Source organism: Verrucomicrobiota bacterium (assembly GCA_034440155.1).
Classification (GTDB): domain Bacteria; phylum Verrucomicrobiota; class Verrucomicrobiia; order JAWXBN01; family JAWXBN01; genus JAWXBN01.
On record JAWXBN010000110.1, the window covers coordinates 1 to 11,144 of the forward strand.

Annotated in this window: 14 protein-coding genes; 7 read left to right on the forward strand and 7 right to left on the reverse strand. The window is 51.8% G+C overall.

The window, feature by feature from the left end; translation table 11 throughout:
• Positions 1-80: 80 nt before the first annotated feature.
• The 4 genes from SGI98_11615 to nuoB are packed head-to-tail and all read right to left on the reverse strand — an operon-like array spanning position 81 to position 3,008.
• Positions 81-563, reverse strand: a complete 483-nt coding sequence (locus SGI98_11615; protein MDZ4744050.1) for an NAD(P)H-dependent oxidoreductase subunit E — start codon at positions 561-563, stop codon at positions 81-83.
• A gap of 17 nt (positions 564-580) precedes the next feature.
• The gene (gene nuoD / locus SGI98_11620; protein MDZ4744051.1) at positions 581-1,864 is read right to left on the reverse strand and encodes an NADH dehydrogenase (quinone) subunit D; all 1,284 of its coding nucleotides are present in this window, start codon (positions 1,862-1,864) and stop codon (positions 581-583) included.
• Positions 1,865-1,868: 4 nt separating this feature from the next.
• The gene (locus SGI98_11625) at positions 1,869-2,465 is read right to left on the reverse strand and encodes an NADH-quinone oxidoreductase subunit C (protein MDZ4744052.1); all 597 of its coding nucleotides are present in this window, start codon (positions 2,463-2,465) and stop codon (positions 1,869-1,871) included.
• A gap of 21 nt (positions 2,466-2,486) precedes the next feature.
• Positions 2,487-3,008: an NADH-quinone oxidoreductase subunit NuoB gene (gene nuoB, locus SGI98_11630; protein ID MDZ4744053.1), complete on the reverse strand. Its 522-nt coding sequence runs from the start codon at positions 3,006-3,008 to the stop codon at positions 2,487-2,489.
• 158 nt (positions 3,009-3,166) lie between these two features.
• Here nuoB and SGI98_11635 point away from each other — a divergent pair, with 158 nt between their 5' ends.
• The 4 genes from SGI98_11635 to SGI98_11650 all read left to right on the forward strand — a co-directional run bounded on the left by SGI98_11635 (position 3,167) and on the right by SGI98_11650 (position 6,184).
• Positions 3,167-3,640 (forward strand): hypothetical protein, encoded by a 474-nt coding sequence (locus SGI98_11635; GenBank protein ID MDZ4744054.1) that lies wholly within the window; start codon positions 3,167-3,169, stop codon positions 3,638-3,640.
• A gap of 143 nt (positions 3,641-3,783) precedes the next feature.
• The gene (locus SGI98_11640) at positions 3,784-4,659 is read left to right on the forward strand and encodes a DUF4339 domain-containing protein (protein ID MDZ4744055.1); all 876 of its coding nucleotides are present in this window, start codon (positions 3,784-3,786) and stop codon (positions 4,657-4,659) included.
• Between the two features lie 36 nt (positions 4,660-4,695).
• Entirely contained in the window at positions 4,696-5,556 is an 861-nt protein-coding gene (locus SGI98_11645) for a DUF4339 domain-containing protein (protein MDZ4744056.1), read from the forward strand.
• A 34-nt stretch (positions 5,557-5,590) separates the two neighbouring features.
• A complete protein-coding gene (locus SGI98_11650) occupies positions 5,591-6,184 on the forward strand; it encodes a histidine phosphatase family protein (GenBank protein ID MDZ4744057.1) in 594 nt (197 codons plus the stop codon).
• On the opposite strand, the gene SGI98_11655 is transcribed toward SGI98_11650, so the two are convergent.
• Entirely contained in the window at positions 6,177-7,067 is an 891-nt protein-coding gene (locus SGI98_11655; GenBank protein MDZ4744058.1) for a DNA glycosylase, read from the reverse strand. The genes SGI98_11650 and SGI98_11655 overlap by 8 nt on opposite strands.
• 38 nt (positions 7,068-7,105) lie before the next feature.
• Here SGI98_11655 and SGI98_11660 point away from each other — a divergent pair, with 38 nt between their 5' ends.
• Entirely contained in the window at positions 7,106-7,936 is an 831-nt protein-coding gene (locus SGI98_11660) for a hypothetical protein (GenBank protein ID MDZ4744059.1), read from the forward strand.
• Between the two features lie 60 nt (positions 7,937-7,996).
• The gene (locus tag SGI98_11665; protein MDZ4744060.1) at positions 7,997-8,218 is read left to right on the forward strand and encodes a hypothetical protein; all 222 of its coding nucleotides are present in this window, start codon (positions 7,997-7,999) and stop codon (positions 8,216-8,218) included.
• 164 nt (positions 8,219-8,382) lie between these two features.
• On the opposite strand, the gene SGI98_11670 is transcribed toward SGI98_11665, so the two are convergent.
• Together SGI98_11670 and gmk are read right to left on the reverse strand one after the other, a co-directional pair.
• Positions 8,383-8,961: a flavoprotein gene (locus SGI98_11670; protein ID MDZ4744061.1), complete on the reverse strand. Its 579-nt coding sequence runs from the start codon at positions 8,959-8,961 to the stop codon at positions 8,383-8,385.
• On the reverse strand, positions 8,945-9,577 hold the full coding sequence (gmk, locus tag SGI98_11675; GenBank protein MDZ4744062.1) for a guanylate kinase: 633 nt from the start codon (positions 9,575-9,577) through the stop codon (positions 8,945-8,947). Before gmk ends, SGI98_11670 begins: the two co-directional genes overlap by 17 nt.
• Positions 9,578-9,690: 113 nt before the next feature.
• On the opposite strand from gmk, the gene SGI98_11680 reads away from it, so the two are divergent.
• On the forward strand, positions 9,691-11,144 hold a 1,454-nt coding region (locus tag SGI98_11680; GenBank protein MDZ4744063.1), incomplete at its 3' end, for an ATPase, T2SS/T4P/T4SS family.

Genomic DNA, 11,144 nt, shown 5'->3' on the forward strand with positions numbered 1-11,144 from the left:
ATTGTCCGTCCCCTCTGCCATAGGGCCCGCGGAATGGTCATATTGAAGCGTTGACAAAAAACAGGGGGGGGGGGGGGGGATTATGAATTCTTACTGATAATCTCGTCAGCCAGTTGGAGGGTCACTCCTTCGAGCAAATCATCATTGACCTGTACGACGGGAGCGGTTCCGCAAGATGCGATACATTCGACGAATTCAACGGTGAATTTCCCGTCCGGCGTCGTCTCAGGAGCGTGTTCCTCGGGGTTTAATCCGAGCTTTTCCTTGAAATGATGGCAGAGGTCGTAACTGCCTCCCATGGCGCAGGAGAGTGTCCGACAGACTTTGATATGAGTCCTCCCCAGCGGCTGGCGGCGGAACATCGGGTAAAAGGTCACCAGCTCCAAAATATTAATGGGCTGCAGGTCCAGCTTGGCAGCGATCCAGGTAATCGCCTCATCGGAGATGTAACTGTATTTCTCGTGAAAGAGGTGGAGCAAGGGTAAGCTCGCACTCCGTTTCGACACGGGATAGTGCGAGATGGCTTCGTCGATTTTTTTAAGTAATTCGCTACAGATTTCCATAATCAAAACCTTTGGATCTAACGGTCACATTCACCCATGACAATATCGAGGCTTCCGATAATCGAGGGTACATCACTCACCATATATCCTCTGAGTAACTCATCCATGAATGAGATGCTCACAAAGGATGGCGAGCGGATTTTCATCCGGTGGGGCACCCCACCACCACGGCTATTAATGTAAAAGCCTAGTTCACCTTTCGGGTTTTCGGCACCGAAATAAATCTCTCCTACCGGGGCGTCAATGCCTGCGGTGACAATCATGAATTGATTGATCAATTCCTCCATTTTCGTGAGAACATCGGCCTTTTTAGGTAAAATATTTTTCGGATCACAAACGGTGATCGGGAATTGGTCCGGGTCAGAATTCAACCCGCCACCGAAAGAGTCCAGCCGCTTGATTGCCTGCTCGATAATCTTGACACTCTGGCGCATTTCCTCGATCCGGCATTTATACCGGTCATAACAATCACCGACCGAGCCGATCGGCACTTCAAATTCATAATTCTCATACCCGATATATGGATGGGCCTTGCGGATATCATAATCCAAACCTGATCCCCGCAGGTTCACACCGGTTAGCCCCTGATTAACCGCTTTTTCTTTGGTAATGACCCCGATATCCTTACAACGATCGACAAAAATCCGGTTCTTCGACAGTAAATTCTCGACCTCGTCAATCTTTGGGGGGAACTGGCCGATGAATGATTTTAGTGCCGGGATAAACTCCGGGTGCAGATCTCGGCTTAAACCGCCGATGCGGGTGTAGCTGGTCGTAAACCGCGCCCCGGTCAGTAGCTCCGAGAGATTATAAATTTTCTCACGTTCATTAAATGTATAGATGAATACGGTCATCGCGCCCAGATCCATCGACATGGCGCCCAGTCCCAGTAAGTGGGAGGAAATACGGGCCATCTCGCAGGAGATGACACGGATGATTTTGGCACGCTCGGGGATGTCGTAACCCATGAGTTTCTCGACCGCACAAGCATAAGCCACATTATTTGCCAAAGGTGCCAGGTAATCCAGTCGGTCCGTGTAAGGGATGAACTGGGTATAGGTCATATTCTCGGCAATCTTCTCGTCACCCCGGTGCAGGTAACCGATATCCGCTGTGCACTTCGACACGATCTCACCGTCGATTTCCAGCACGAGGCGCAGGACCCCGTGAGTCGCCGGGTGTTGGGGACCCATATTCAGGATCATTTTTTCATCGACCAAATCAGGATGTTCCTCAATGGCCGCAGCCACTTTACGGGCGGCATCGGGGGAAACGACTTCCACAGTACGAAAATTACTCATAGGACTAGTCCATGTCTCCGGGTTGAAAAGTCTTTGGGCGCGGCTCCCGTTGATAGGAATGATCGGCGGGACGGGTCACAAATGGCCCGCCTTCCAGTGGGGCCGCTTGGGAAAAGGCTACATCGGGGATTTCGGTCGGTTTTCCGGCCAAGGGGAAATCTTTGCGCAGCGGGAAATAAGGATATCCTTCCCACATCAAAATCCGGCGTAAATCAGGATGATTCTCAAATTTAATCCCCATCATGTCGTAGATCTCGCGTTCATGCCAGTCCGCCCCCCGCCAAAGGCTGGTCACAGATTTTACGAGAGGATTTTCCTCGGGCACCCGGATCTTTAGGCGCAGGCAGATGTAATCTACATAACTGTAGAGCTCATACACCACCTCGAACCGGCCCTTCTCCTCCAGCTTAGTTTCAATATTATCCACACTACTCACATCCACGAGGAATGAAAACCCGAGCTCTTCCTTGGCATAACGGCAGACATCCTCGATGAGTCCGCGGTCGAACTCTAAGGTGACCTCCCCGCGGAATTCATTACACAGGAAAGTCGAACCCGTAAACTGGGTCATTATTTTCTCAGCAGCTTCTTGATTGGTCATGGAATAAAAAAAGGTAGGGGTTTAAGTCATCGATTCTTTAAGGTCCGTAAAGGATGTCTCACTCATCACTTTCCTTTGCAGGTGCATGAATCCTTCTAACAACGCCTCGGGACGCGGGGGACACCCGGAAATATATACATCCACCGGCACCACATGGTCCACACCTTGGAGCACGGAGTAACTCCGGTACATACCGCCCGTCGAGGCGCATGCCCCCATGGCGATCACCCATTTGGGCGAAGGCATTTGATCATAAAGGCGTTTAACCACTAGGGCCATTTTATACGTCACTGTCCCGGCAACAATCATCACATCACATTGACGTGGGGAAAAACGCATGACCTCCGCCCCAAATCGGGCGATGTCGTAACGCGAACAACCCACGGCCATAAGCTCAATCCCGCAGCATGCCAAACCCAAAGGCATCGGCCACAGCGAGTTCTTACGCATCCAATTAATGGCTTGATCCAATTTCGTCACCACCACTTGGCCTTCGCCATTGATAGTATTCATGACTGGTTCACGGGTAAGGATTTCTGACATAGACAACCGAAAATTATGCTTCACAGGGCATTTTGCAAGTGCAATATGAATTTTTTACAAGGATACCACCCAGCACCCCCGACACTATTCCGTAACCAATACCCGCCCCGACACTCCCTCAGACCCCTCGCCCAAAGCAGCGCAACCTCATCAAAGACATGGCAAGTATTTTTTTAACACGTGAAATAGAGGCTTTTGTAGACACACCTCAGGCTCCTTCCACACACACACACGGCCTGACATTGATCGGACAAGTGGAAAATCAAAAAACTTTGCGTTTCTCTGCGGACATGTGCCGTGAAACTTATTTTTCCCAAAGCCCGGTCCCCGCGCCACCGTTTTTGATCAAATGCCCCGAAGGCCGTTCGGGGCCTGAAAATGGTTCCATCGGGCAGGGGGGACACCCTTGGATGCAGTCGGGGTCGCGAGTGCGCTCGCCCGATCATTGGCAGGCGGGCCCCCCGTCGAGCGAGAATCTCGACCCTCCGTATTCCATCATCCTGCCCTTCTTGGTGAAATTTCTCCCTGAGAGCAAATTGCCAAAGGCAAACTGCGAACTGACTTCGTTTTCATCAACCAAGAGCAAATTGCTTCGGGGCGGCGAGCGGGTAATTATCACAGGAATGCCATAAAAAATTCCAATAAAAGGCGTGATTATTCATAAAACCCCGTTAAAGATTTGTTTCTAAGGAATCATAACTGACCGGCTGGTCCCAACCAGAAATCTTGATCACGTTGTAATTCCTCTAAACAATCCGAGAGGGAGGGAAAAATCATGAAACAATGGTTTTATGTCGTGGACGGTCAACAACAAGGACCCGTTAGCGAGGCGGATCTACAAGGTTTGGTTATTTCCAAAAAAATCGCTCCGGATACCTTTATTTGGTCTGAAGGAATGTCTGACTGGGTGGCGATTAAAGATGTCTCGGAGCTTGCTCCCATGATGCAGCTGGCTTCCCGCGTAGCGGCGACCCCGGCCTTTGCCCCAGGACAAGTCACTGCCCCCGGCTTCTCCTCACCTGTCCCCGCCGAAGAACTCACCGTCGGCAGCGCCTATTCCGAAGCGTGGACCATTTTCAAGGATAACTTCATGAATGCCTGTCTTTTGATGTTGGCTTGGATCGGCATTATTATCGTGATGGGTATTTTCCAGGGAATAGCCACTGCCATCGGTGGTAGATGGGCAGGGCACCTCGTGCAAATCGCCACCAACGTCATTCAAGCAGCCCTGACGATCGGGCTTTGGACAGTCATCCTGCAGCTCGTGGACGGGGAAGAATTTAAACTTTCTGATATCTTCAGCCGCTTTGACCAGTGGTGGATGTCCTTTTTGACCTATTTAGTCTATATCATCATGATTTTTATCGGACTAATCCTGCTGATCATACCGGGAATCGTGGTGGCTATTATGTTTATGTTCTGGTCAGCCATTTGTGCGGATGAGGGCAAAGGCAGTGATTTTTTTGGTTCGCTGAAAAAAAGTTATGAAATCGTCAAACCAAAGTTTTTCACCATTATCGGTATTGGTTTATTATCGATACCCATCTGCATCGTCGGATTTCTCCTTTTATTTATCGGAATCATACCCGCTTCAGCATTTTTAATGATCGTGTGGGGTGTCGCCTACCGGAGGCTTCGCCCGAAATTTTAATCTCTGATAACAATCTAAAAAAAGGAAAAGAGTCATATGAAAGAATGGTTTTATGTAGTTAATGACGAGCAACAAGGCCCGGTGGACGAGCCCGGATTAAAAAGCCTAGCGGCTGCAAACACTGTGACACCCGACACCCTCGTCTGGGTCGAGGGAATGGGAAGCTGGACCGCATTCAAAGACGTTCCTGAACTCAATACCTCAGCGACTACGGTATCTGATACTCCCGCTAAAAACAGTACCCCGGCTCTCCCTTCAGCAAATGCGGGCACCACATCCCCGCAGGTAAACAGCTCCTCGACCTCCTCCGATGAAATCTCGGTCGCGGCCTGTGTCTCCGAGGGGATCGATGTCTTTAAGACCGACTGGCTGAATCTCATGCTGATTGTTCTTGTCCTCTGTGGGTTATCCATTGTTTCCCATTTTATTCCCTTTATCGGTTCGATCGCATTCTTCGTGATTCACGGGGCCCTCTGGGTGGGATCGTGGGTGGTCCTGCTCCAGATTATCGACAAGAAGGAATTTAAACTCGGCGATATTTTCAGTCGTTTTGACCATTGGTGGATGTCGTTACTGGCCGGACTCATCGTGAATATCCTCATCGGGATCGGTTCCTTCTTCCTGATCCTACCCGGGCTCGTCGTCGCTGCCCTGCTCGGATTTTGGGCGGCCATTTGTGCGGATGAAGGCAAAGGCAGTGATTTCCTCGACAGCATCAAAAAAAGCTTGGAGCTGGCAAAACCCCATTGGCTTAATCTTTTCCTTTTGACTCTCATCTGCTCGGGCATCATGATCGCTGGCACGCTCCTCCTCGTCGTAGGCATCATCCCTGCTATGGGGATCGTACTTGCCATTCTCGGCGTGACCTACCGCAAGCTTAAACCAAAAGCGGCCTAAAATCCCCGCTCGCCGTCGAAACTGATCATCCCCTATGAGTAATCCCCTTCCCACCATTTATCTCGCGAGGCATGGCGAAACGGAATGGAGCCTATCCGGCAGGCACACGGGTCTCACCGACCTCCCCCTGACGGATAACGGCCGCAAATACGCCGTACGCCTGGGCGAACGGCTCAAAGGCATGCATTTCCCGAAAGTCTTTACCAGCCCCCTCAAACGTGCTGCCACGACTTGCGCACTTGCGGGGTTCGGAGAGGTCTCTGTCGAAGAACCGTGTTTGATCGAATGGAACTACGGTGATTACGAGGGTTTAACCAGTAGCGAAATCCGGACAAAAAATCCCGGTTGGTTCCTTTTCCGTGACGGCTGTCCCCATGGCGAGACTCCCACCCAGATCGGCGTGCGGGCGGATGATCTCATCTCCCGACTGCGGGCACTCGATGAAGATGTCCTTCTTTTCTCGAGTGGCCATATCCTCCGTGTGCTCGCCTCACGCTGGCTCGGTCTCGATGCCAGTAACGCCGAGCATTTCCTCTTGGACACCGCCAGCTTTAGTGCCTTGAGCTACGAACACACCCTGTCCCATCCCGCGATCAGGCTCTGGAATGACACCAGTCACATCAGCTAAGGAGCCTCATCCCCGCCTTGTCCAATATCCCGGGGTGGTGGCGCACATAGTGGAAGAGGTATTGTTGAGCATACCCGCCGTGAGGGTGGAAATACTCCGCAGCGAATCTCTCCAGGCGGCGCCGGTGCAAATTGCGCGCCCTCGGGAAATAGAGCCGGTGCAGGACCCTCTCGATCCAGACATCAATCGGGAAAGCCTCTTGTTTCCCATAAGCAAAAAGCAACACACAATCGGCGATCTTGCGCCCGACCCCCCGCAATTTGCATAACTCCTCCACCGCCGCCGGGTAATCCATTTGTGACACAGCCGAAAGATCAATATCCCCCGCAGCAATTTGCCTGGCTGTCCCGAGCAAATTGCGCGCGCGGAAACCCATTTTGTGCGAACGCAGGAAATCCTCGTCCCCCGCAGCAATTTGCGCCGCCGTGGGGAATCCGTGGAACTCATGACCATCCAATGAAACGGGAACCCCTAGCCCGCGCCTGAGCGAATGGAGCACTTGTTTTATCTGGACAATTTGTTTCAACGGGGAAATCAGAAAGGAAGCCAAGCATTCCCACGGTTCCTGCCGGACCAAGCGCAGGCCGGGTGCATACTCCACCGCCGCCGCGAGATATTCATCCACCGGGAAACCTTGCAGGATCCCCTCGATATCCTCATCTGCCCGGAGGTACGCGCGCAATTTGCTCCCGTCATCGGCGTGATCCGACGAGCACCATTCCACTCCGGCACTCGCCTGTCGCAGTTTATACGCCCGGCCATCGATGACACCATAGATCCAACCATCGATCGATAACCAACCAAAGGCTTGACCACTGTCCACGAGGGTGGAAAGCAGGTGGTATCCGCCCAGGGCTGGTAGAAATTGTGACGAAGAAGACATTGACGCATGGGGCTTCATGAACTAACACTTAACACACTATGCATTCATTTTTGAGCAAAATCTCTTTTCTTTGTCTTATCCTGGCCGGTGGCCTCATCCTCAGTGGATGCGGCGGAGATGGCACCCCCAGCTACACTCCGCAGGATCAAGCGGCCACAGCAGGCACTCCCGCCGCTGACACCCGCCCTGTGAGCACAGCTAAACTCAAAATCTCAAAACCGGCCAACGAGGAAGTCTTGAATACCACCCGTGCGGATATTTTCTTCCAGACACAGGACTTTGATTTGACCGGTGGAAATGCCATCATGGTATCTGTCGATGATCAACCCGCGCGCAAACACTCGGTACGCAATGCCCCCTTTGTGATTACTGGCTTGGCTGAGGGGGGTCACACGGTCATCGCTTATCTGGTAGGCCCAGACGATATGACCGTTAATAGCCCGGATGCCAAAGTAACGGTTCATTTTTACATCAAACGTAAGGACTTCCAGAATTTCCTCGGGGCCAGTGAGGCCTCGGTAGCCATTAATCAGCCACGTGGCACATATTCTGGTGCCAGAGCCGATAATATCATGCTCGACTTTAAAGTCACAAATCCCCCGGCCGGTTATATGATCCGTTACTCTATCGGCGGCACGACAAAAACCATCTCTTCGGATGGCTCTTACAGCCTGGGTAATCTCGCTGCGGGCTCATACACACTGACCCTCGAGGTCCTCGATGCCCAAGGCAACATCGCCCCCGGCAGTTATTCCAAAGCCCAGACATCATTTGTCGTGGACCGCGGAACGACCAATCCCGGACCAGCCCCTAGCGGAAATTTCCAAACGGCACCGACCATGCCCCAGACACCCACTGTTCCCCAATAAATTCCGGTCAAAAAACTTGGTCATTGACTCCCAGCGGCGGGTGGACTTATTCTCAGGCACATGAAAAAGTCTATCCTCCCTTTATTCTTTCTTGTCGCGGTTCTTTTTGTCGGCTGCCAAAGCAGCACGCCCCAACCATCCGCCGCGGCGGATGATAGTCTACCTGCCAAGGACACTGCGACAGCGGGGAAAAATGATTATAACCCGAATGTCCAAGGTAATTTCCAGGAAAAACCTCCCGCATTCCAGCCCGCGCCCACACCTCAAACCCTTCAATATTAATACCGGGCAGGAAAAATACAACACCCCCTGTCTGCCGAGTACATAGTAATTTGCACCACAAAGCCCACGAGGAGCACGAAGGGGCGTCTCTCAACGCTCGCAGAATGCGAGTGAACCGCAATGTGCTCATTTTTTAATATCAGAAAAGATCACTGCACAGGGGCCTAGAGCAAGGCCAAAGCTTGTTTGACGATGTCATCGGTGTCCCAGAGGCGGCCGATGCCTTCATAACCGCAGGCGAGCATACCTTCTTCCGGGCCGATGAAATGGAATTTACGTTTCTTGAGGAGCTTGACATTTTCTTGTGTGGCCTCATTCAGCCACATCTTGCCATTCATTGCGGGGGCAATAAGCTTTTTGGCTTCTGTGGCCAGCATGATACAGCTCAGGGCATCGTCTGCTAGGCCATGGGCGAATTTCGCAATGACATTGGCGGTAGCGGGGGCGACGAGGATCAGGTCGGCCTCATCCGCCAATGAAATATGCCCGGGCTGCCACGTCGTCTCCGAAAAAAGATCGGTGAGGACAGGATTCCTCGAAAGGGTCTGTAATGTCAAGGGGGTGATGAATTGCGCGGCATCCTTTGTCAGGACACAATGGACCGAGCACCCGGCCTTGCGCAATTTGCTCGCGATATCGGCAGCTTTATAAGCGGCGATGGACGCACTGACCCCGAGGACGACCCGCGGGGGCGTGGTGGGGTGCGATTTGCTCAGGGAGACAGATTCAGATTTTTTTTTCATCAAAGATCAACCGGTGGGATTTATATCGTTCAGCTTTCATGATGGAACGGAATTTATCGAGATCCTCCTCGATGGATTCACTCAATATAATATACATATAATTCCGGCATTTAGGAATCTCCTTGCGGGCGGTCTGGAGGCGCAGAGCAATTTGCTCGTCCGTCTCGGTCTTACGTTTGCGCAAACGTCTCTCAAGCTCGGTGATAGTCGGAGGCATCATGAATATATCCACAAAGGCCTCATGGATGCGGGCGTCGGCGGAATGCCTGATTTTCTCCGCCCCCTGCACATCGATATCCAGAAGCACATCCTTGCCCTGATCGAGGATATCAAAAACGGATTGTTTCAGTGTACCGTAATAATGGCTCGTATGAACCTGGGCATATTCGAGGAATTCACCACGGGCGATCTTTGCCTCAAAATCTTCTTTGGTCAAAAAATAGTAATCTTCCCCATGGACTTCAGTCCCCCGGGGCGGGCGAGTCGTACAGGAAATCGAATAAATCAGGTCCTGCCGGTGCCGCAGGCTATTACATAGAGTTGATTTCCCCGCACCGGATGGAGCGGAAACAACAAAAATAACTCCTTTGCGTTGAATCATGCCGATATTAGCCATGACAAGGGGGCTCTTGCCAAGCGAATTTATTTTTCAAACAGGGGCAAATGCTTTGACAGCGAGACAAGTAAAAAGTAAGTTTTAAATCTTAACTTTAACCCACCCCCAGTCCAGTGAATGACGATTTAGTCTTAGAAGTCTTACGGGAAGTCGGCATGGCCAATCAGGAACAGATTGACCAAGCGCAGGAATTAGCGGTCGAGAAATCCATTTCCACCTCCGATGCCATGGTGGAAATGCAGCTGATGACCAAGCAAGACATTCTCCAGGCTATCGCCGGATATTACGGCATGGAGATGATTGCCCTGACCGGTTATAAGTTTGATCCCGAGGCCGTGGACTCCATTCCTGCGGAACTCGCTAAAAAATACGGGGTCATGCCCATTAAAATCGCTGGGGACACCCTCCAAGTGGCTGTCAGTGACCCCTCTGATATTTCCTTGGTCGATACTTTACGTGTCTTGCTGCATAAAAATGTCGAGCCTGTCGTGGCTGCACAACCCGAAATCGATGCCGCCATTACCCAATTCTACGGTTCACTCGCCGAGCTGGGGGCCATCGCCAAAGAAGATGTCGATCTGGATACCCGTGAGACAGGCGACCGCGAGGATGCGACCGACGACGATGCGCCGGTCATCCGTTTGGTCACGAAAATCATTGTCGATGCCCAACGCCGTCGCGCCAGTGATATACACCTGGAGCCATTGGAAAAAACTTTCCGTGTTCGTTACCGCATCGACGGCGTGCTCCAGCAGGTCGATACCCCGCACAAAAGGCTCCAAGCCTCCATCTTGAGCCGTTTGAAAATCATGTCAAAAATGAGTATCGCCGAAAAACGTATCCCCCAAGACGGGCGTATCCAGCTCAATGTCGATGGCAAACAGATTGACTTGCGCGTTTCATCGGTCCCGACCATCCACGGCGAGAGTATCGTCATGCGTATCCTCGATAAATCCAGTCTCATGCTGGGTTTGCCGGAGCTAGGATTCCTCAGTGATGACCAAGCCCTTTTTGAAAAACTTATTTCCCTGCCCGACGGGATCCTCATGGTGACCGGACCGACGGGTTCCGGTAAGACAACCACCCTCTACGGCTGCTTGAATTACATTAATAAACCCTCGGTCAAAATCATCACTGTCGAAGACCCGGTGGAATACGAGCTCACCGGCATTAACCAAGTCCATGTGAATGAAGAAATCGGTATGTCCTTCTCGGCGGCTCTGCGCGCCATGCTCCGCCAAGCGCCTAACGTAATCATGGTCGGGGAAATCCGCGACGTGGAAACGGCTAATATCGCCATTAATGCCTCCATGACCGGGCATCTGGTCTTTAGCACACTGCATACAAATGACGCCCCGGGAGCCATTACCCGTTTGATCGATATCGGGGTCAAACCTTTCTTGTGCGCTTCAGCCATCCGGGCCGTCATTGCGCAACGCCTCGTCCGTAAAATCTGTCCTAAATGCAAGGTGCCGTACATGCCGACCGAGCAGGAGCTCCACGCCCTAAAAATCCCCCCCGCCCAAGTCGAGACAGCCACCTTTATGAAAGGAATGGGCTGCGATAA

Coding starts and splice junctions, on each gene's coding strand:
- SGI98_11615 (MDZ4744050.1), bottom strand. CDS start 563: ATGGAAATCTGTAGCGAATTACTTAAAAAAATCGACGAAGCCATCTCG.
- nuoD (MDZ4744051.1), bottom strand. CDS start 1,864: ATGAGTAATTTTCGTACTGTGGAAGTCGTTTCCCCCGATGCCGCCCGT.
- SGI98_11625 (MDZ4744052.1), bottom strand. CDS start 2,465: ATGACCAATCAAGAAGCTGCTGAGAAAATAATGACCCAGTTTACGGGT.
- nuoB (MDZ4744053.1), bottom strand. CDS start 3,008: ATGTCAGAAATCCTTACCCGTGAACCAGTCATGAATACTATCAATGGC.
- SGI98_11635 (MDZ4744054.1), top strand. CDS start 3,167: ATGGCAAGTATTTTTTTAACACGTGAAATAGAGGCTTTTGTAGACACA.
- SGI98_11640 (MDZ4744055.1), top strand. CDS start 3,784: ATGAAACAATGGTTTTATGTCGTGGACGGTCAACAACAAGGACCCGTT.
- SGI98_11645 (MDZ4744056.1), top strand. CDS start 4,696: ATGAAAGAATGGTTTTATGTAGTTAATGACGAGCAACAAGGCCCGGTG.
- SGI98_11650 (MDZ4744057.1), top strand. CDS start 5,591: ATGAGTAATCCCCTTCCCACCATTTATCTCGCGAGGCATGGCGAAACG.
- SGI98_11655 (MDZ4744058.1), bottom strand. CDS start 7,067: ATGTCTTCTTCGTCACAATTTCTACCAGCCCTGGGCGGATACCACCTG.
- SGI98_11660 (MDZ4744059.1), top strand. CDS start 7,106: ATGCATTCATTTTTGAGCAAAATCTCTTTTCTTTGTCTTATCCTGGCC.
- SGI98_11665 (MDZ4744060.1), top strand. CDS start 7,997: ATGAAAAAGTCTATCCTCCCTTTATTCTTTCTTGTCGCGGTTCTTTTT.
- SGI98_11670 (MDZ4744061.1), bottom strand. CDS start 8,961: ATGAAAAAAAAATCTGAATCTGTCTCCCTGAGCAAATCGCACCCCACC.
- gmk (MDZ4744062.1), bottom strand. CDS start 9,577: ATGGCTAATATCGGCATGATTCAACGCAAAGGAGTTATTTTTGTTGTT.